The 20,119-nt window shown below is 39.7% G+C and carries 30 protein-coding genes; all 30 read left to right on the forward strand.

Annotated features, from left to right (window positions below; translation table 11 throughout):
- Positions 1-75 precede the first annotated feature (75 nt).
- The 30 genes from rpsL to secY all read left to right on the forward strand — a co-directional run bounded on the left by rpsL (position 76) and on the right by secY (position 20,112).
- Entirely contained in the window at positions 76-495 is a 420-nt protein-coding gene (gene rpsL / locus MHB51_RS12580; protein WP_066168846.1) for a 30S ribosomal protein S12, read from the forward strand.
- A gap of 47 nt (positions 496-542) precedes the next feature.
- Positions 543-1,013 (forward strand): 30S ribosomal protein S7, encoded by a 471-nt coding sequence (gene rpsG, locus MHB51_RS12585; protein WP_066168849.1) that lies wholly within the window; start codon positions 543-545, stop codon positions 1,011-1,013.
- Positions 1,014-1,077: 64 nt separating this feature from the next.
- Positions 1,078-3,156 carry an elongation factor G gene (fusA, locus tag MHB51_RS12590; protein WP_066168852.1) on the forward strand — a complete coding sequence of 693 codons (2,079 nt, stop codon included), beginning with the start codon at positions 1,078-1,080 and terminating at the stop codon, positions 3,154-3,156.
- A 130-nt stretch (positions 3,157-3,286) separates the two neighbouring features.
- Entirely contained in the window at positions 3,287-4,474 is a 1,188-nt protein-coding gene (gene tuf / locus MHB51_RS12595) for an elongation factor Tu (protein ID WP_066168855.1), read from the forward strand.
- A gap of 146 nt (positions 4,475-4,620) precedes the next feature.
- Positions 4,621-5,298 (forward strand): response regulator transcription factor, encoded by a 678-nt coding sequence (locus MHB51_RS12600; RefSeq protein ID WP_066168858.1) that lies wholly within the window; start codon positions 4,621-4,623, stop codon positions 5,296-5,298.
- Positions 5,295-6,299, forward strand: coding sequence for a sensor histidine kinase (locus tag MHB51_RS12605; RefSeq protein WP_066168861.1), 1,005 nt, complete (start codon positions 5,295-5,297; stop codon positions 6,297-6,299). Before MHB51_RS12600 ends, MHB51_RS12605 begins: the two co-directional genes overlap by 4 nt.
- Positions 6,300-6,402: 103 nt before the next feature.
- A complete protein-coding gene (locus MHB51_RS12610) occupies positions 6,403-7,164 on the forward strand; it encodes an ABC transporter ATP-binding protein (RefSeq protein ID WP_066168864.1) in 762 nt (253 codons plus the stop codon).
- On the forward strand, positions 7,154-9,151 hold the full coding sequence (locus MHB51_RS12615; protein WP_066168866.1) for an FtsX-like permease family protein: 1,998 nt from the start codon (positions 7,154-7,156) through the stop codon (positions 9,149-9,151). The genes MHB51_RS12610 and MHB51_RS12615 overlap by 11 nt, the downstream gene beginning before the upstream one ends.
- Before the next feature lie 471 nt (positions 9,152-9,622).
- Positions 9,623-9,931, forward strand: coding sequence for a 30S ribosomal protein S10 (rpsJ, locus tag MHB51_RS12620; RefSeq protein ID WP_042478628.1), 309 nt, complete (start codon positions 9,623-9,625; stop codon positions 9,929-9,931).
- 46 nt (positions 9,932-9,977) lie between these two features.
- Complete coding sequence (gene rplC, locus MHB51_RS12625; RefSeq protein WP_066168869.1) at positions 9,978-10,607, forward strand: 50S ribosomal protein L3; 630 nt, start codon at positions 9,978-9,980, stop codon at positions 10,605-10,607.
- Positions 10,608-10,633: 26 nt separating this feature from the next.
- Positions 10,634-11,257: a 50S ribosomal protein L4 gene (gene rplD / locus MHB51_RS12630; RefSeq protein WP_066168871.1), complete on the forward strand. Its 624-nt coding sequence runs from the start codon at positions 10,634-10,636 to the stop codon at positions 11,255-11,257.
- A complete protein-coding gene (rplW, locus tag MHB51_RS12635) occupies positions 11,257-11,535 on the forward strand; it encodes a 50S ribosomal protein L23 (RefSeq protein ID WP_042478634.1) in 279 nt (92 codons plus the stop codon). Before rplD ends, rplW begins: the two co-directional genes overlap by 1 nt.
- A gap of 42 nt (positions 11,536-11,577) precedes the next feature.
- Positions 11,578-12,408: a 50S ribosomal protein L2 gene (gene rplB / locus MHB51_RS12640; protein WP_066168877.1), complete on the forward strand. Its 831-nt coding sequence runs from the start codon at positions 11,578-11,580 to the stop codon at positions 12,406-12,408.
- A gap of 60 nt (positions 12,409-12,468) precedes the next feature.
- Entirely contained in the window at positions 12,469-12,747 is a 279-nt protein-coding gene (gene rpsS / locus MHB51_RS12645; RefSeq protein WP_066168880.1) for a 30S ribosomal protein S19, read from the forward strand.
- A 22-nt stretch (positions 12,748-12,769) separates the two neighbouring features.
- Entirely contained in the window at positions 12,770-13,114 is a 345-nt protein-coding gene (gene rplV / locus MHB51_RS12650) for a 50S ribosomal protein L22 (protein ID WP_042478638.1), read from the forward strand.
- A gap of 3 nt (positions 13,115-13,117) precedes the next feature.
- Positions 13,118-13,774 carry a 30S ribosomal protein S3 gene (gene rpsC, locus MHB51_RS12655; RefSeq protein ID WP_066168883.1) on the forward strand — a complete coding sequence of 219 codons (657 nt, stop codon included), beginning with the start codon at positions 13,118-13,120 and terminating at the stop codon, positions 13,772-13,774.
- A 2-nt stretch (positions 13,775-13,776) separates the two neighbouring features.
- Entirely contained in the window at positions 13,777-14,211 is a 435-nt protein-coding gene (gene rplP, locus MHB51_RS12660; protein WP_066168885.1) for a 50S ribosomal protein L16, read from the forward strand.
- Positions 14,201-14,398: a 50S ribosomal protein L29 gene (gene rpmC, locus MHB51_RS12665; RefSeq protein WP_042478642.1), complete on the forward strand. Its 198-nt coding sequence runs from the start codon at positions 14,201-14,203 to the stop codon at positions 14,396-14,398. The genes rplP and rpmC overlap by 11 nt, the downstream gene beginning before the upstream one ends.
- A 24-nt stretch (positions 14,399-14,422) precedes the next feature.
- Entirely contained in the window at positions 14,423-14,686 is a 264-nt protein-coding gene (gene rpsQ, locus MHB51_RS12670) for a 30S ribosomal protein S17 (RefSeq protein ID WP_066168887.1), read from the forward strand.
- 43 nt (positions 14,687-14,729) lie between these two features.
- Positions 14,730-15,098, forward strand: a complete 369-nt coding sequence (rplN, locus tag MHB51_RS12675; RefSeq protein ID WP_004233650.1) for a 50S ribosomal protein L14 — start codon at positions 14,730-14,732, stop codon at positions 15,096-15,098.
- Between the two features lie 38 nt (positions 15,099-15,136).
- The gene (rplX, locus tag MHB51_RS12680) at positions 15,137-15,445 is read left to right on the forward strand and encodes a 50S ribosomal protein L24 (RefSeq protein WP_042478647.1); all 309 of its coding nucleotides are present in this window, start codon (positions 15,137-15,139) and stop codon (positions 15,443-15,445) included.
- Positions 15,446-15,473: 28 nt separating this feature from the next.
- On the forward strand, positions 15,474-16,013 hold the full coding sequence (gene rplE, locus MHB51_RS12685; RefSeq protein ID WP_042478649.1) for a 50S ribosomal protein L5: 540 nt from the start codon (positions 15,474-15,476) through the stop codon (positions 16,011-16,013).
- A gap of 21 nt (positions 16,014-16,034) precedes the next feature.
- Positions 16,035-16,220 (forward strand): type Z 30S ribosomal protein S14, encoded by a 186-nt coding sequence (locus tag MHB51_RS12690; RefSeq protein ID WP_004233656.1) that lies wholly within the window; start codon positions 16,035-16,037, stop codon positions 16,218-16,220.
- A 31-nt stretch (positions 16,221-16,251) separates the two neighbouring features.
- Positions 16,252-16,650: a 30S ribosomal protein S8 gene (gene rpsH / locus MHB51_RS12695; RefSeq protein WP_042478650.1), complete on the forward strand. Its 399-nt coding sequence runs from the start codon at positions 16,252-16,254 to the stop codon at positions 16,648-16,650.
- Between the two features lie 31 nt (positions 16,651-16,681).
- Positions 16,682-17,221, forward strand: a complete 540-nt coding sequence (gene rplF, locus MHB51_RS12700) for a 50S ribosomal protein L6 (protein WP_066168890.1) — start codon at positions 16,682-16,684, stop codon at positions 17,219-17,221.
- A gap of 34 nt (positions 17,222-17,255) precedes the next feature.
- The gene (gene rplR / locus MHB51_RS12705) at positions 17,256-17,615 is read left to right on the forward strand and encodes a 50S ribosomal protein L18 (RefSeq protein ID WP_066168893.1); all 360 of its coding nucleotides are present in this window, start codon (positions 17,256-17,258) and stop codon (positions 17,613-17,615) included.
- 21 nt (positions 17,616-17,636) lie between these two features.
- Entirely contained in the window at positions 17,637-18,140 is a 504-nt protein-coding gene (gene rpsE, locus MHB51_RS12710; RefSeq protein WP_066168896.1) for a 30S ribosomal protein S5, read from the forward strand.
- Positions 18,141-18,150: 10 nt separating this feature from the next.
- Positions 18,151-18,333 carry a 50S ribosomal protein L30 gene (gene rpmD, locus MHB51_RS12715; protein ID WP_201261960.1) on the forward strand — a complete coding sequence of 61 codons (183 nt, stop codon included), beginning with the start codon at positions 18,151-18,153 and terminating at the stop codon, positions 18,331-18,333.
- A gap of 34 nt (positions 18,334-18,367) precedes the next feature.
- Positions 18,368-18,808 (forward strand): 50S ribosomal protein L15, encoded by a 441-nt coding sequence (gene rplO, locus MHB51_RS12720; RefSeq protein ID WP_066168902.1) that lies wholly within the window; start codon positions 18,368-18,370, stop codon positions 18,806-18,808.
- Positions 18,808-20,112, forward strand: a complete 1,305-nt coding sequence (gene secY, locus MHB51_RS12725; RefSeq protein WP_066168906.1) for a preprotein translocase subunit SecY — start codon at positions 18,808-18,810, stop codon at positions 20,110-20,112. The genes rplO and secY overlap by 1 nt, the downstream gene beginning before the upstream one ends.
- The last annotated feature ends 7 nt before the right edge of the window (positions 20,113-20,119 follow it).

Genomic DNA, 20,119 nt, shown 5'->3' on the forward strand with positions numbered 1-20,119 from the left:
CTTTGTTTTTACCCTAAAAATGAACCACCTGGATGTGTGGTATTAACAAGGAATCAATGAAGGGAGGAAATATCGATGCCTACAATTAACCAATTGGTACGTAAGCCTCGTAAATCAAAAAGCACGAATTCAGACTCACCAGCGTTAAATAAAGGATACAACTCGTTCAAAAAAACTTGGACTGATGTTAAATCTCCACAAAAACGTGGTGTTTGTACTCGTGTAGGTACTATGACACCTAAAAAACCTAACTCAGCGTTACGTAAATACGCTCGTGTACGTTTAAGCAACCTTATCGAGGTTACTGCGTATATCCCGGGTGAAGGTCACAACTTACAAGAGCACAGCGTTGTTCTTATCCGTGGCGGTCGTGTAAAAGACTTACCGGGTGTTCGTTACCATATCGTACGTGGTGCTCTTGATACTGCTGGTGTAAACGGTCGTATGCAATCACGTTCTCTATACGGTGCAAAACGCCCTAAAGAAAAGAAATAATCAAAGATTTGTAAATAACTACTTATTACTTGAAAGGAGGAAAACACATGCCTCGTAAAGGTCCTGTTTCCAAACGTGACGTGTTACCAGATCCACTTTATAATTCAAAGCTAGTAACTCGTTTAATCAATAAAATGATGATTGATGGTAAAAGAGGTACTTCTCAAAAGATTTTATACGGTGCGTTTGAATTAGTAAAAGAACGTTCTGGTAATGATCCGATTGAAGTATTCGAAGCTGCATTAAACAACGTAATGCCAGTTTTAGAAGTGCGCGCTCGTCGTGTAGGTGGTTCTAACTACCAAGTACCAGTAGAAGTACGCCCAGAACGTCGTACAACTTTAGGTCTTCGTTATTTAGTAAACTACGCTCGTCTTCGTGGTGAAAAAACAATGGAAGAGCGTTTAGCAAACGAAATCTTAGATGCATCAAACAATACTGGTGCTTCAGTTAAGAAACGTGAAGATATGCACAAAATGGCAGAAGCAAACAAAGCATTTGCTCACTACCGTTGGTAATCTTCTTTATGCTAGCTAATTAAACTTAAACAGTCTTAACCGAAAACGGAAGGAGAAATTTCCTATGAAACGCGAATTCTCTTTAGAGAATACACGTAATATCGGTATTATGGCTCATATTGATGCTGGTAAAACAACAACTACTGAGCGTATCCTTTATTACACTGGTAAAATCCATAAAATCGGTGAAACTCACGATGGCGGAGCTCAAATGGACTGGATGGCACAAGAGCAAGAGCGTGGTATTACAATCACATCTGCTGCTACAACAGCTCAATGGGCAGGTCACCGTATTAACATTATCGATACACCAGGACACGTAGACTTCACTGTAGAAGTAGAACGTTCTTTACGTGTACTTGACGGTGCGGTAACAGTACTAGATGCTCAATCTGGTGTTGAACCACAAACTGAAACTGTATGGCGTCAAGCGACTACTTACGGTGTACCACGTATTGTATTCATTAACAAAATGGACAAAATGGGTGCAAACTTCCTATATTCTGTAGGAACTTTACACGAGCGCTTACAAGCGAACGCACACCCAATCCAATTACCAATTGGTGCTGAAGATGATTTCAAAGGTATCATTGATTTAATTGAAATGAATGCTACTTTCTATGGTAATGACCAAGGTACTGATCTTACTGTAGGTGAAATTCCTGCTGACATGATGGCTCAAGCTGAGGAGTACCGTGAGAAATTAATCGATGCTGTTGCAAGTGTTGATGAAGATCTTATGGAAAAATACTTAGAAGGCGAAGAAATCACTGTTGCTGAATTAAAACGAGCAATCCGTAAAGCGACAATCGCGGTAGAATTCTACCCTGTACTTTGTGGTACAGCATTCAAGCATAAAGGTGTTCGTAAAATGCTTGATGCAGCTGTTGATTTCCTTCCAGCTCCAACAGATGTACCGGCTATTAATGGTACTTCAGTGGATGGTGACGAAGAAATCGTTCGTCATTCTTCAGACGACGAGCCATTCTCGGCTTTAGCGTTTAAAGTAATGACAGACCCATTCGTTGGTAAATTAACATTCTTCCGTGTGTACTCAGGTACTTTAGAATCTGGTTCATACGTACAAAACTCTACAAAAGGTAAACGTGAGCGTGTAGGTCGTATCCTTCAAATGCATGCGAATAGCCGTGAAGAAATTTCAAAAGTATTCGCTGGTGACATCGCTGCTGCTGTAGGTCTTAAAGATACAACTACTGGTGATACTCTATGTGACGAGAAAAACCTTGTTATTTTAGAATCTATGGAATTCCCAGAACCAGTTATCTCTTTATCTGTAGAGCCTAAATCAAAAGCTGACCAAGACAAAATGGGTCAAGCTCTTGCGAAATTACAAGAAGAGGATCCAACATTCCGTGCCCACACTGACCAAGAAACTGGTCAAACAATCATCTCTGGTATGGGTGAGTTGCACTTAGACATCCTTGTTGACCGTATGAAACGTGAATTCAAAGTTGAATGTAACGTTGGTGCGCCAATGGTATCTTACCGTGAAACATTCCGTGCTCAAGCACAAGTTCAAGGTAAATTCCAACGTCAATCAGGTGGTCGTGGTCAATACGGTGACGTTTGGATTGAATTCTCTCCAAACGAAGAAGGTAAAGGCTTCGAGTTCGAAAACGCTATCGTTGGTGGTGTAGTACCACGTGAATATATTCCAGCAGTAGAAGCAGGTCTTCGTGACTCGCTTGACCGTGGGGTTATTGCAGGTTACCCATTAATCGATATTAAAGCGAAATTATTCGATGGTTCTTACCATGATGTTGACTCAAGTGAGATGGCGTTTAAAATCGCTGCATCTTTAGCTCTTAAAGAAGCTGCAAAAAAATGTAGCCCAGTTCTTTTAGAGCCAATGATGAAAGTTGAAGTTGTAATTCCAGAAGAGTACCTTGGTGATATCATGGGTAACGTAACTGCTCGTCGTGGACGTGTAGAAGGTATGGACGCTCGTGGTAACTCTCAAGTAGTACGTGCAATGGTTCCACTATCTGAAATGTTCGGATATGCAACAACTTTACGTTCTGCAACACAAGGTCGCGGTGTATTCTCAATGGTGTTCGATCACTATGAAGAAGTACCGAAATCAATTGCAGAAGAAATCATCAAAAAAAATAAAGGTGAATAATTGAAATTTCATCTTGCATAAAGTATAACTAATTTGTAAGCTATGATTGACTGGCTTAAGCTGGGCCCGGTTTAAGCCAGCACTCATAACATAAAAAAACTAAAACATAGATTATAGGAGGCTTTCTCTAATGGCTAAAGAAAAATTTGACCGTTCGAAAACGCATGCTAACATTGGTACAATCGGACACGTTGACCATGGTAAAACAACTTTAACTGCTGCTATCGCAACAGTATTATCAAAACGCTTAGGCGGAGAAGCAAAATCATACGCTGAAGTTGATAACGCTCCAGAAGAAAAAGAGCGTGGTATTACAATCAATACTTCACATATCGAGTATGAAACTGAAACACGTCACTATGCACACGTTGACTGCCCAGGACACGCTGACTACGTTAAAAACATGATCACTGGTGCTGCTCAAATGGACGGCGGTATCTTAGTAGTATCTGCTGCTGATGGTCCAATGCCACAAACTCGTGAGCACATCCTTTTATCACGTCAAGTAGGTGTTCCTTACTTAGTAGTATTCATGAACAAATGTGACATGGTAGACGACGAAGAATTATTAGAGTTAGTAGAAATGGAAATCCGTGACCTACTTTCTGAATATGACTTCCCAGGTGATGACCTGCCTGTAATTAAAGGTTCTGCTCTTAAAGCTCTTGAAGGCGAGCCAGAGTGGGAAGAAAAAATCGTTGAGCTTATGAACGCTGTTGACGAGTATATCCCAACTCCAGAACGTCAAACTGACAAACCATTCATGATGCCAGTAGAGGACGTATTCTCTATTACTGGTCGTGGTACAGTAGCAACTGGCCGTGTTGAACGTGGTCAAGTTAAAGTTGGTGACGTAGTTGAAATCATCGGTATCGCTGAAGAAGCTAAATCAACAACTGTAACAGGTGTTGAAATGTTCCGTAAATTATTAGACTATGCTGAAGCTGGCGACAACATCGGTGCATTACTTCGTGGTGTAGCTCGTGAAGATATCCAACGTGGTCAAGTATTAGCTAAACCAGGTTCAATTACTCCACATACAAACTTCAAAGCTGAAGTTTATGTTTTATCAAAAGAAGAGGGTGGCCGTCATACTCCATTCTTCTCTAACTACCGTCCTCAGTTCTACTTCCGTACAACTGACGTAACAGGTATTTGTAACTTACCAGAAGGCGTAGAAATGGTTATGCCTGGCGATAACATCGAAATGACAGTAGAACTTATCGCTCCAATCGCTCTTGAAGAAGGTACTAAATTCTCTATCCGTGAGGGTGGCCGTACTGTAGGCGCTGGTGTAGTTGCTACTATCCAAAAATAATTGATTTATCTAAAACCTCAAGGGGACGCTCTTGAGGTTTTTTGTTATTGTGGCACGAATTGACCCCGCAGATGAAAATTGCTTAGGCCTGTAAGCTTGTGAATTTGTTCATCTACTGTAAAATAAAAGTGGGAGGGGGCTTAATTATGAAAATTTTTTTAATAGAGGACGATATGTCGATATTTCGCTTAATAGAAGAACGGTTGCAACAATGGTCTTTACAAATAACAGGACCAAAGGATTTTCAAAAGGTGATGAATGATTTTACCGAGGTAAATCCGCAACTTGTCATTATTGACATTCAATTACCTGCCTATGACGGTTTTCATTGGTGTCGGGAAATTAGGACCGTATCCAATGTCCCCATTTTATTTTTGTCCTCAAGAGATCACCCGATGGATATGGTAATGGCTATGCAGCTTGGTGCCGATGATTTTATACAAAAGCCATTCCATATGGATGTGCTTGTCGCGAAAATTCAAGCTTTGTTAAGGCGTACATATGATTATCAACAACAGGTGCAGCAAGTTGTTAGCTGGCAAGAGGCGGTTATTGATTATGAGCGAGGGCTTCTTATGTACCATGATAGGCAACTTGACTTTACCAAAAATGAGTTATTTATTTTAAAATTACTTGTAGAGCGAGTGGATCGAATTGTGACACGTGAGGAATTAATGCGCAAGCTCTGGGATGATGAACGCTTTGTAAATGATAATACGTTAACAGTAAATATCAATCGTCTACGTCAAAAGCTAGAAGATATAGGACTAACAAATGTAATCGTAACGAAAAAAGGACTTGGCTATATGGCGGTATCCAAATGATTTGGTTATTTATAAAGCAACATTTAATATGGATAAGCTTTTTTATCGGGTTACTTGTTATATGGAATCTTATTTGTATGCTGGATGTTGGATTTGCGGCTGTTTCTGTTGGTTATTTGAATAGCGTAGCGATTTTGTTATTTGTCTTATTTCTAATTGCTCGCTATTTTTGGGAAAGGCCTAATCTGAAAAATATCCTTCTCCATAATTCACTGCAAGATGTTGAAATTTATCGTTGGGATGCGTATACACGCAAGGTTATAGAATTATATAGAGAGCATAGTCAGCAACAAATGCAGGTTGTCCAGAAAATTAAATTTGAAAAAAATGAAGAGCAGGATGAGCTACTCGCATGGGTACATGAAATTAAAGCGCCATTAACAGCAATGAAGCTAATGATTGAGCAATTGGAGGATTATAGGGCACGCAATCAATTGGAGCAGGAATGGCTCCGTCTGCATTTATTAGTAGATCGGCAACTGCATCAAACCCGTCTCCAAACATTGGCCGAGGATAATCGCTTAGAGAGAGTGCGGCTGCGAACGATTGTTTTTAAGGAAATACGCGAATTTCAAACATGGTGCTTAGAGAAGGGAATTGGCTTCCAAATAGATGAACTTGAGGAGGTCGTCTTGACAGATGCAAAATGGCTCGGATTTATTATCCGTCAGGTACTGTCCAATGCAATTAAATATAGTCCGCACGATAGTGAAATTAGTGTAATTGTCACAAGGGATACGCAAGAGCATATATTGCTCAAAATAAAAGATGTAGGTCCAGGTATTCGCCCTGAGGATTTGCCGCGCATTTTTAAAAAATCCTATACGGGGACAATCGGTAGGGAAACAAATATTGCAACAGGAATGGGGCTTTATTTGGCAAAGCGTGCGGCTACCTCATTAGGAATACAGCTATATGTTGACTCGATTTATGGACAAGGCACGACTGTTGTACTTAAATTTCCTATGCAAAATGAATATGTGCAAACATTCGGTATGTGACGACATTGTCACATACCATTTATTTTTGTCACGTAAAACGAACGATTTCTACTTGCGGCAACTGTAAAATGAAGATACATGAAGAATGCAGGGGGAATAGACAATGAATATTTTAACGGCTCGCAAAGTCCGTAAAACATATGGAAAACGATTGACGGCAGTTGAGGTATTAAAGGGTATAGATTTAGAAGTGAACAAAGGTGAGTTTGTTGGCATTATGGGCCCTTCAGGCTCTGGAAAAACAACATTATTGAATGTATTATGCTCTATTGACCATGTGACAGAAGGAATTGTAGAAATTAATGGGCAACTATTGCAGGAAATGAAGGAGCGTCAGCTAGCTGCCTTTAGACGTGATGCATTAGGCTTCATTTTCCAAGATTATAATTTGCTTGATACATTAACTGTCAAAGAAAATATTTTATTACCTTTAGCAATTAAAAAAACACCTCAGAAAGCAGCCGAACAACGCTTTCAAGAGTTGGTGGAGATTCTGGGTATTGAAGATATTGTGGCAAAATACCCAAATGAAATTTCTGGTGGGCAAAAGCAGCGTACTTCTGCGGCACGTGCATTAATTACAAACCCGTCGATTGTATTTGCAGACGAGCCAACGGGGGCACTCGACTCGAAATCAGCAACAGCGCTACTAAAAAATTTGGAGCAAATTAACCAGCAGCGTCATGTGACGATTATGATGGTGACACATGATGCAGTGGCAGCAAGCTTTTGCTCGCGTGTGCTCTTTTTGAAGGATGGGGCACTCTATACAGAGCTTTATAAAGGAGATAAAACGCGTCAGGAGTTTTTCCAACAAATTTTAAGCACGCAGAGCGTTCTAGGCGGTGATGGCTATGACGATTAATCGTCTAATCAAACGCTCGATGCTGAAAAATATGCGTCATTATTTTTTATATTTCTTTTCGTTAATTTTTAGTGTGACACTATATTTTTCTTTCGTGACATTGCAGTTTAACGAAGAAGTGTTAAAGCAAGCGTCGAATAGTCCAACAGCGTCTGCAGGCTTTAAAGCGGCATCTTATTTACTTTACTTTATTGTGTTGTTTTTTGTACTTTATGCCAATCATCTATTTACGAAAAGGCGCAGTAAAGAAATTGGGATGTACCAGCTTATCGGGATGACGAAGGGGCTTATCTTTCGCTTAATAGCTATTGAAAATATTGTATTATTTAGTGGTGCTGTGTTAATTGGGATTGTTACAGGTCTTTTAAGCTCTCGATTATTTACAATGATTTTAATGAAGGTTTTAGGACAAGAATCGTTAGTACAATTGACATTTAACGCTAAAGCGATTACGCAAACTATAGTGCTTTTCAGTATCATGCTAATTGTTATTTTAGTACAACTAAGTTGGATGATACGACGGGTTTCGCTGTTATCACTTTTTACAGCATCCAATCAAACAGAGGAGCGTGTAAAACGCTTTAGTATATGGCAAATGTTAGTTGGGGCGCTTGGGCTTGTCTTAATTGGCTACGGCTATTATGAATCAACACAATTGTTTAATAGCAATCAAGCGGATCGAATATTTATCAATATGCTGCTTATTTTAGCGCTAACAATCGGTGGGGCATTTTTAGTGTTCCGTTACTCGGTGGCATTTATTTTTAATTTACGTAGATTATCTAAAAATGGTCACCTAACGGCGACAGATGTATTAGCAGTTACACCGATTATGCATCGCATGAAGGGGAATGCTAAATCATTAACGTTAATTACTGTATTAACAGCTGTGTCGCTCGCAATTTCAACACTTGCCTATATAGCCTATTATTCTGGTGAGCAAGCGGTAGCGACAACGGTGCCTGCGGATTATGTGTTAACAACGGAGAAGGGCCCGACGTTTTTAGCGTTGCTAGACGAGCATAATATTGACTACAAGGAAGTCACATACGAGGATATTTATGTACAATTTGATGTTGCGGGCTTATTAAAAAATCCCGCTGATGAGCAAGAGCTATTTTATTCAGAGGGCTCTACAAAAAGGGTGTTATCTCAATCTACTTATGAGCAATTAAAGGGAAAAGTAGAGCTACAAAAAGATGAAGCTATAATAACAAATATGACAGGCTATGTAACGAAGCTCTACGGCTTTAACAAGCAAGGGGAAATCAATGTTACAGTAGAGTCTTTGGGCAATCGATTAGAGGACACATTAAAGATTATTGATGTAAAGGAGGAAAGTGCCATTATTCATGATGGAAGTGCTGGTGTCATCTACGCAGTGCTCGTCGTATCTGATGAAAAATATACGCAATATAAGGAGTTTTATGGCAAAAGAGATCGTGTACCTCAAACGCTCGTATTTTTAGAAAATAAAAGCGACGTAGCAATGGCTGAAGAACTCTATATGCAGTCTGGGGCGGATATTCGAAAAATTATTACTAATGAAGGAGAAAAATCGATTATTCTTAAACAAAATTCCTATAAGCAGGAATGGCAAGACTATATGAATTTTTCTGGCATGACAATTTTTATTGCTGCTTTCCTCGGATTGGCATTTTTACTAACGACAGGTAGCATTTTATACTTTAAGCAAATCGCTGAGGCGGATGATGAACAGGTAAGCTATACAACTTTAAGAAAAATTGGTTTTTCCGAGCAAGATATTTTAAGGGGAGTTATTTGGAAGCAAGTATTTAACTTCGGAGTACCTTTATCAATTGGCTTGCTGCATAGCTATTTTGCAGTCAAATCAGGGTGGTTTCTATTCGGTACAGAGATGCTTATACCGATGCTTATTATGATGGGACTCTATATACTTATGTACATCGTATTTATGCTGCTGTCGATTCGATATTATAAAAAGGTAATTAAGAACAGCTTATAAAGAGCTATTAAATAGGAAGAGATTGAAAATAAAAGAAGGGGGCGTCCGAAAAAATGTGCGAAGCACTGCTTTTTAGACGCTCTTTTTGAATGAATATGCAAAGTAAAATAGCAGGCAGCTTATATGATAAGCATTTATTACCCAAAAAGTGTTTGTTTATAAAAAAGCATACATAAACGGAATAATCACAGTAAAACGAGCTACAATTATTACTTGCAATGATGGGAAATATTTTATATACTAAAAAACGGCTTATAAATATAGCGAAATAAATAATGAGTTAGTAAGACATTCGATTTTTTTTATAAAACTACTTGCTTATTGCAATAGTATTGTATATAATATTGAATGTTGGTCTTTGACTGCGATGAAGCGAGAGGTTGCCGACACACCCGGCCGCTTTGCCATGGCGGTGTGTGGGAGAATTTTCGTGGAGAATGTCTAGAAAATAGGCGAGAAGGAGGGAAAGTAATGGCAAAACAAAAAATTCGTATTCGTTTAAAAGCGTATGATCACCGTATTCTTGATCAGTCTGCTGAGAAAATTGTTGAAACTGCTAAACGTTCAGGTGCAAGCGTATCGGGTCCGATTCCGCTACCAACGGAAAGATCTGTGTATACAATTCTTCGTGCGGTTCACAAGTACAAAGATTCTCGTGAGCAATTCGAAATGCGTACGCATAAACGTCTAATCGATATCGTTAACCCAACACCACAAACTGTTGATGCGTTAATGAAGCTTGATTTACCATCTGGCGTTGATATTGAAATCAAACTTTAATGGTAAAACACAATAGAACTTTTAAAATTTACAGGAGGTGTGACAAATGGCTAAAGGAATCTTAGGTAGAAAAATCGGTATGACTCAAGTTTTCGCTGAGAACGGTGATTTAATCCCAGTAACAGTAATCGAAGCTACTCCAAACGTAGTTCTTCAAAAGAAAACAGTTGAAACTGATGGCTACGAAGCAGTTCAAATTGGTTTTGAAGATAAGCGCGTTAAGCTTTCAAACAAACCAGAACAAGGTCACGTAGCAAAAGCAAATACGGCTCCTAAGCGCTTCATTCGTGAATTCCGTAACGTAAGTGTGGAAGAGTACGAAGTTGGTCAAGAAGTCAAAGTAGAAATTTTCGCAGAAGGCGATGTAATTGATGTAACAGGTGTTTCGAAAGGTAAAGGTTTCCAAGGTGCAATTAAGCGTCACGGACAATCTCGTGGTCCTATGAGCCACGGTTCTCGTTATCACCGTCGCGTTGGTTCTATGGGTCCTGTTGCTCCGAACCGCGTATTCAAGCAAAAGAAATTACCTGGTCAAATGGGTGGCAACGTTGTAACAATCCAAAACCTTGAAATTATTAAGGTGGATGCAGAGCGTAACCTATTATTAGTTAAAGGTAATGTTCCTGGTTCTAGAAAATCATTAGTAACAGTTAAATCTGCTATTAAATCTAAATAATTTCAAAGAGAAAGGAGGAAACAGGAATGGCAAAAGTATCTGTACTTAGTCAAACAGGCGCTTCAGTTGGCGAAATCGAATTAAACGATGCGATTTTCGGAATCGAGCCAAACGAAGCTGTATTATTCGACGCAGTAATCGCACAACGCGCATCTCTACGTCAAGGTAATCACAAAGTAAAAAACCGTTCTGAAGTTGCTGGTGGTGGTCGCAAGCCATGGCGTCAAAAAGGAACTGGTCGTGCTCGTCAAGGTTCGATCCGCTCTCCACAATGGCGCGGTGGTGGTATCGTATTCGGTCCAACTCCACGAAGCTATTCATATAAATTACCGAAGAAAGTTCGTCGCTTAGCTCTTAAATCAGCTTTATCAGCTAAAGTCGTAGAACAAAACTTCTTAGTGCTTGATGCATTAACTTTAAATGCACCAAAAACTAAAGATTTCGCTGCTATTTTAAAAGCATTAGAAATCAATTCAAAAGCATTATTCGTTACTGCTGAGTTAGATGAAAACGTAGCATTATCTGCTCGTAACATCCCAGGTGTAACTGTTTTAACAGCTAACGGAATCAACGTTCTTGATCTTGTAGGTCATGATAAAGTTGTGTTCACAAAAGCTGCAGTAGAAAAAGTTGAGGAGGTGCTTGGATAATGGAAGCACGTGATATCATTAAACGTCCGGTCATTACTGAGCGTTCTTCTGAATTAATGGCAGAGAAAAAGTATACTTTCGAAGTAGACACTCGCGCTAACAAAACACAAGTTAAAGACGCTGTTGAAGAAATCTTTGGTGTTGAAGTTGATAAAGTAAACATCATGAACTACAAAGGTAAATTCAAGCGCGTTGGTAAATACAGCGGCTACACTAACAAACGTCGTAAGGCAATTGTTAAATTAACTGCTGATTCAAAAGAAATCGAATTATTCTAATAGATAGCTTAATCTGAGCAATTATAGAAGGAGGGAACACAAATGGCGATTAAAAAGTATAAACCAACCTCAAATGGTCGTCGTAACATGACGTCATCTGACTTTGCGGCAATTACTACTAATAAACCTGAAAAGTCTTTATTAGCTCCTAAAACACGCAAAGCTGGTCGTAATAACCAAGGTAAAATTACTGTTCGTCATCACGGTGGTGGTCATAAGAAGCAATACCGCGTAATCGATTTTAAACGTGTTAAAGATGGCATTCCAGGCCGCGTTGCTACAATCGAGTATGATCCAAACCGTTCTGCGAATATCGCATTAATCAACTATGCTGACGGTGAAAAACGTTATATCTTAGCTCCAAAAGGTCTTGAAGTAGGTCAAACGATCGTTTCTGGTCCAGAGGCAGATATTAAAGTAGGTAACGCATTACCATTAGCAAACATTCCAATGGGTACAACAATCCATAACATCGAGTTAAAACCTGGTAAAGGTGGACAATTAGTACGTTCTGCTGGTACTTCAGCACAAGTACTTGGACGTGAAGGTAAATACGTAATTGTTCGTCTTCAATCTGGTGAAGTTCGCTTAGTATTAGCTACTTGTCGTGCAACAATCGGTCAAGTTGGTAACGAGCAACACGAACTTATCCACATTGGTAAAGCAGGTCGTTCTCGTTGGTTAGGTAAACGCCCAGTAGTTCGTGGTTCTGTAATGAACCCTAACGATCACCCACACGGTGGTGGTGAAGGACGTTCTCCAATCGGACGTAAATCTCCAATGACACCATGGGGTAAACCAGCTCTTGGTTATAAAACACGTAAGAAGAAAAACAAATCTTCTAAATTTATCATTCGTGGACGTAAAAAATAAAGTGATTGTACTACGGTTCGCTAGAAGAGCCGTGGTGGGATCACGGAGGGAGGTTCCTAAATGGGTCGCAGCTTGAAAAAAGGACCTTTTGTCGATGAACACCTTATGAAAAAGGTTGAAGCGCAAGAGGCTTCTGAGAAAAAACAAGTAATTAAAACTTGGTCTCGCCGTTCTACTATCTTCCCGAACTTTATCGGACAAACAATCGCTGTATATGATGGACGTAAACACGTTCCTGTATATGTGACAGAAGATATGGTAGGTCACAAATTAGGCGAGTTCGCACCGACACGTACTTACAAAGGTCACGGTGCAGACGATAAGAAAACAAGACGCTAATTTTGAGAGGAGGTAAATCCTAATGACACAAGCTAAAGCTATCGCTCGTACAGTTCGTATCGCTCCTCGTAAAGTACGTCTAGTAGTAGACTTAATCCGAGGCAAGCAAATCGGTGAAGCAGTTGCAATTTTACGTCATACTCCAAAAGCGGCGTCTCCAGTCGTTGAGAAAGTATTAAAATCTGCAGTTGCTAACGCTGAACATAACTATGAGTTAGATGTAAACAACTTAGTTGTATCTGAAATCTTTGTTGATGAAGGTCCAACATTAAAACGTTTCCGTCCACGTGCTCAAGGACGTGCAAGCGCAATTAATAAACGCACAAGCCACATTACAGTTGTGGTATCAGAGAAGAAGGAGGGTTAATCCGTGGGTCAAAAAGTACATCCAATAGGACTACGAGTTGGTATTATTCGTGATTGGGAATCAAAATGGTTCGCTGAGAAAGACTATGCTGCTCTTTTACACGAAGATATCAAAGTTCGTAAATATATCGAATCTACATTAAAAGATGCATCTGTATCTAAAGTAGAAATCGAGCGCGCTGCAAATCGCGTAAACATCACAATTCACACTGCGAAACCAGGTATGGTAATCGGTAAAGGCGGTACGGAAGTTGAAAACTTACGTAAACACTTAAGCGATACAACTGGCAAGCGTGTTCACATTAATATCGTGGAAATCAAACGTGCTGATCTTGATGCTCGTTTAGTAGCAGAAAACATCGCTCGTCAACTTGAGAACCGCGTATCATTCCGTCGTGCTCAAAAACAAGCAATCCAACGTACAATTCGCGCTGGTGCAAAAGGTATTAAAACACAAGTATCTGGTCGTTTAGGTGGCGCTGATATTGCGCGTGCTGAACACTATAGTGAAGGAACTGTTCCACTTCATACGCTACGTGCTGACATCGATTATGCACATGCAGAAGCTGATACAACTTACGGTAAATTAGGCGTTAAAGTTTGGATCTACCGTGGTGAAGTCCTTCCTACTAAAAAGAACTCTGTGGAAGGAGGCAAATAATAATGTTATTACCAAAACGCGTTAAATATCGTCGTGAACACCGTGGTAAAATGCGTGGTGAGGCGAAAGGCGGTAAAGAAGTAACATTTGGTGAATGGGGCTTACAAGCTACAACAGCATCATGGATTACAAACCGTCAAATTGAATCTGCTCGTATCGCAATGACACGTTACATGAAACGTGGCGGTAAAGTTTGGATCAAAATTTTCCCACATAAACCTTATACGAAAAAGCCTCTAGAAGTCCGCATGGGTTCTGGTAAAGGTTCTCCTGAAGGTTGGGTAGCAGTAGTAAAACCAGGAAAAATTATGTTTGAAATCGCGGGTGTATCTGAAGAGATCGCACGTGAAGCGCTTCGTTTAGCATCACATAAGCTTCCTGTTAAATGTAAGATCGTAAAACGTCAAGAAACTGGTGGTGAATCTAATGAAAGCTAATGAAATCCGTGACCTTGCCACTTCTGAAATCGAATTAAAAGTGAAATCACTGAAAGAAGAGCTTTTCAACCTTCGCTTCCAATTGGCGACTGGTCAATTAGAAAACACAGCTCGCATCCGCGAAGTTCGTAAAGCGATTGCGCGCATGAAAACTGTGATTCGTGAAAGAGAAATCAGTGCACAATAATACGAATAAAGGAGGTTTTCTGGCATGACTGAGCGTAACCAACGCAAAGTTTACACAGGCCGTGTTGTTTCAGATAAAATGGACAAAACTGTTACAGTATTAGTTGAAACATACAAAAAGCACAAGCTTTATGGCAAACGTGTAAAATATTCTAAAAAGTTCAAAGCTCATGATGAGCAAAACACTGCGAAAATCGGTGATATCGTACGTATCATGGAAACTCGCCCGCTATCAGCTACTAAACATTTCCGTCTAGTGGAAGTTGTAGAAAAAGCGGTTATTATCTAATAACTATTTCGGAAAATACCTATTCCGAAGGGAGGTAACCTAAGTGATCCAACAAGAAAGTCGTATGAAAGTTGCTGACAACTCAGGTGCACGTGAAGTTTTAACTATTAAAGTGCTTGGTGGTTCTGGACGTAAAACTGCTAACATCGGCGATATCGTCGTATGTACAGTTAAGAAAGCAACACCAGGTGGCGTTGTCAAGAAAGGTGACGTTGTTAAGGCTGTTATCGTTCGCACAAAATCTGGCGTTCGTCGTAAAGATGGTACTTACATTAAATTTGATGAAAATGCTTGCGTTATTATCAGAGATGATAAGTCACCACGCGGAACTCGTATTTTCGGACCTGTTGCACGTGAACTACGTGACAGCAACTTCATGAAAATCGTTTCTCTAGCTCCAGAAGTTCTTTAATTTTCATGACAGTACCAATCAAGGAGGTGCGACACACAATGCATGTTAAAAAGGGCGACAAGGTAAAAGTTATTACTGGTAAAGATAAAGGCAAAGAAGGCGTTATTTTAGCTGCTTTCCCAAAACAAGACCGTGTTCTTGTTGAAGGCGTTAATATCGTTAAAAAGCATATCAAACCTAACCAGTTAAACCCACAAGGTGGTATTGTATCTCAAGAAGCTGCAATCCACGTATCGAACGTAATGCTAATCGATCCAAAATCTGGCGAGCCGACTCGTGTAGGTTACAAAATCGAAAATGGTAAAAAAGTTCGTGTTGCAAAAAAATCAGGTGTAGTAATCGACTAACAAGTAAAACGAGAAAGGAGGTACGAACATGAGCCGCCTAAAAGAAAAATTTGTAAATGAAGTTTCACCTGCTCTAGTGAGCAAGTTTGAATATAAATCAGTAATGCAAGTGCCAAAAGTAGAGAAAATCGTTATTAACATGGGTGTTGGTGACGCTGTACAAAACTCTAAAGCACTAGATGCTGCTGTAGAAGAATTAGCAACTATCACTGGTCAAAAGCCAGTTGTAACGAAAGCGAAAAAATCGATTGCAGGTTTCCGTTTACGTGAAGGTATGCCTATCGGTGCTAAAGTTACATTACGCGGTGAGCGTATGTATGAATTCTTGGATAAATTAATTTCTATCGCACTACCACGTGTACGTGACTTCCGCGGTGTTTCTAAAAAAGCATTCGACGGTCGCGGTAACTACACATTAGGTGTGAAAGAACAATTGATTTTCCCAGAAATCGATTACGATAAAGTTTCGAAGGTACGCGGTATGGACATCGTGATCGTAACGACTGCGAATTCTGATGAAGAAGCTCGCGAGTTATTGACACAATTCGGTATGCCGTTCCAAAAGTAATTAAACAAGGAGGGCGAAAACGTGGCTAAAAAATCAATGATCGTTAAACAACAACGTAAGCAAAAGTTTAAAGTACAAGAATATACACGTTGTGAACGCTGTGGTCGTCCACATTCTGTATATCGCAAATTTAAGCTTTGCCGTATTTGTTTCCGTGAACTTGCATATAAGGGACAAATTCCTGGCGTTAAAAAAGCCAGCTGGTAATCCCCTAATTTTGGGAAGGAGGTAAATTTTCATGACAATGACTGATCCGATTGCAGATATGCTTACTCGTATTCGTAATGCGAACATGGTTCGTCACGAGAAATTAGAAGTTCCTGCTTCTAACTTAAAGAAAGAAATCGCTGAAATCTTAAAGCGTGAAGGTTTCGTACGTGACGTTGAGTATGTTGAAGATAACAAGCAAGGAATCATCCGTATCTTCTTAAAATACGGTAAAGATAATGAGCGTGTAATTACTGGTTTAAAACGTATTTCTAAACCTGGTTTACGTGTATACGCTAAAACAAACGAAGTACCTAAAGTATTAAACGGTCTTGGTATCGCTTTAGTATCAACTTCACAAGGTTTATTAACTGATAAAGAAGCTCGCGCTAAACAAGTTGGCGGAGAAATCTTAGCATACGTTTGGTAATTAGTAACAAAAGAATGGAGGTGCAACTTACATGTCTCGCGTAGGTAAAAAACTTATCGAGGTACCTGCTAACGTAACTGTCACTGTCACTGACGACAACACAGTAACTGTTAAAGGTCCAAAAGGTGAATTAGTTAATCAATTTAATCAAGATATGAAAATCGAGCAAGAAGGCAACATCATCACTGTTGTTCGTCCATCTGAATCGAAAGAACACCGTACAAACCACGGTACAACTCGTGCGTTATTAGCTAACATGGTAACGGGTGTTTCTGAAGGTTTCTCTCGTACTCTAGAACTTATCGGGGTAGGTTACCGTGCTCAATTGCAAGGTAACAAACTTGTACTTAACGTAGGTTACTCTCATCCAGTAGAGTTTACACCTGAACAAGGTTTAGAGATTGAAGTTCCTTCAAACACGAAAATTATCGTTAAAGGTATTAACAAAGAACGCGTTGGTGCATTAGCATCTAACATCCGTGACGTTCGTCCTCCAGAGCCATATAAAGGCAAAGGAATTCGTTATGAAGGCGAATACGTTCGTCGTAAAGAAGGTAAAACAGGTAAATAATGCTAAAAGCAAGCATTAGAAAGGAGTGACCTCTGTGATTACGAAACAAGATAAAAATCAGGTTCGTAAAAAACGTCATGCACGTGTACGTTCAAAAATTACGGGTACTGCTGAGCGTCCACGCTTAAACGTATTCCGTTCTAACAAGAACATTTACGCACAATTAATCGATGACGTTGCTGGTGTAACTTTAGTATCTGCCAATACACAAGAAAAAGCTTTCGAGGGTAGCGGATCTAACGTTGAAGCAGCAGCTAAAATCGGTGAAGCAATCGCAAAACGCGCTGCGGAAAAAAATATTACTGCTGTTGTATTTGACCGTGGTGGTTACTTATATCATGGACGTGTGAAAGCTTTAGCAGAAGCTGCACGTGAAAACGGCTTAGAATTTTAATAAGAAGGAGGGACATACTTCATGAGTCGCATTGACGCAAACAAATTAGAGCAACTTGAAGAACGCGTAGTTACAATTAACCGTGTAGCGAAAGTTGTTAAAGGTGGACGTCGCTTCCGCTTCACAGCACTTGTTGTTGTTGGAGATAAGAACGGCCATGTAGGTTTCGGTACTGGTAAAGCACAAGAGGTGCCAGACGCAATCCGTAAAGCTGTTGAAGACGCGAAGAAAAACTTAGTCGAAGTACCACGCGTAGGTGGAACTACTCCACACTTAGTGCAAGGTCGCTTTGGCGCAGGTAAAGTATTAATTAAACCTGCTGCTCCAGGTACAGGGGTTATCGCTGGTGGTCCAGTACGTGCTGTATTAGAGTTAGCTGGTATTACTGATATTCTTTCAAAATCTCTAGGTTCAAACACACCAATTAACATGGTGCGTGCAACTATTGCAGGTTTAACTGAATTAAAGCAAGCTGAGGATGTTGCAAAACTTCGCGGTAAATCAGTGGAAGAATTATTAGGATAAGGGGGGAATTATAATGGCTAAATTACAAATTACCCTTTCTAAATCTGTGATTGGTACAAAACCAGCACAACGTAAAACAATCGAGGCTCTTGGATTACGCAAAACGAATCAAACTGTTGAACACGCTGATAACGAAGCTGTTCGCGGTATGCTTACAAAAGTAGCTCACTTAGTTACTGTAAAAGAAATCTAATTTCATATCATTGAACAAGGAGGTGCCACTCATAATGAAACTTCATGAGTTGAAACCAGCAGAAGGATCACGTAAAGTACGTAACCGAGTTGGTCGTGGTATCGGTTCTGGTAACGGTAAAACTGCAGGTAAAGGTCACAAAGGTCAAAACGCTCGTTCTGGCGGCGGCGTTCGCCCAGGATTTGAGGGTGGTCAAAACCCACTATTCCGTCGTTTACCTAAACGAGGCTTTACAAATATTAACCGTAAAGAATACGCTATCGTTAACCTTGATGCATTAAACCGTTTTGAAGATGGTGCAGAGGTAACTACTGCATTATTAGTAGAAACTGGTATTGTGAGTAATGAAAAAGCTGGTATTAAAGTTTTAGGTAACGGAACTTTAACAAAAAAGCTTACAGTAAAAGCTCATAAATTCTCAGCTTCTGCGAAAGAAGCTATTGAGAATGCTGGCGGAACAACTGAGGTGATCTAATGTTTCAAACGATCTCTAACTTTATGCGCGTTCGAGATATACGAAATAAAATCATCTTTACATTATTAATGCTCATCGTTTTCCGTATCGGGACATTTATTCCTGTACCAAACGTCGACGCAAATGTATTGAAAGCTGCTGATGAATTTAATATTATTGGCTTCTTAAATACTTTCGGTGGTGGTGCCTTGGCAAACTTCTCTATCTTTGCGATGGGGATTATGCCATACATTACTGCTTCAATTATTGTGCAGTTATTGCAAATGGATGTTGTACCTAAATTTGCAGAATGGGCTAAACAAGGTGAAGTTGGTCGCCGTAAGTTAGCACAATTCACACGATACTTTACAATCATTTTAGCGCTAATCCAATCATTTGCTATGTCATTCGGCTTTAACCAGCTTTATGGCGGCTCATTGATTACAGACACTAGCGTTGGTTCGTATTTAACTATCGCAATTGTGCTTACAGCAGGTACTGCCTTCCTATTATGGCTGTCTGAGCAAATTACAGCAAATGGTGTAGGTAATGGTATTTCCATTATTATCTTTGCTGGTATCGTTGCAGCAATTCCAACTGCAGTTAACCAAGTTTATGCACAACAAATCGAAGGTGCAGGCGAGCAACTATTCATTCGAATTGTCATTCTTGCCTTGTTAGTACTAGTTCTTCTTGCAGTTATTGTTGGAGTAATTTATGTTAACCAAGCGTTGCGTAAAATTCCAATTCAATATGCAAAGCGAGTAACTGGTCGTGCGCCTCAAGCAGGTGGTCAACAAACGCACTTACCGTTAAAGGTAAATGCTGCAGGGGTTATTCCGGTAATCTTTGCGATGGCGTTTATTGTAACACCGCAAACTTTGGCGACATTCTTCGGTGAAAATAGTGTTACAAGATTTATTACAAGTATGTTTGATTATAAGCAAACGACTGGATTAATAGGTCTAACTCTTTATATCGCTTTAATCATTGCCTTCACATATTTCTATGCGTTCGTTCAAGTGAACCCAGAAAATGTAGCAGACAATTTAAAGAAACAAGGTGCATACATTCCGGGCATTCGTCCAGGTAATGATACGCAGGCTTATTTAACAAAAGTTCTTTATCGTTTAACTTTCGTTGGCGCTATCTTCCTATGTGTCATCTCTGTTATGCCTATTTTATTCACTACATTTATGAACTTACCTGCTTCTGCTCAAATCGGTGGAACAAGTATGATTATCGTAGTTGGTGTAGCACTTGAAACAATGAAGCAATTAGAGTCACAACTAGTGAAACGTCATTATAAAGGCTTTATGAAATAATGTTGGT

The organism is Metasolibacillus sp. FSL K6-0083, assembly GCF_038630865.1.
Classification (GTDB): Bacteria; Bacillota; Bacilli; order Bacillales_A; family Planococcaceae; genus Metasolibacillus; species Metasolibacillus fluoroglycofenilyticus.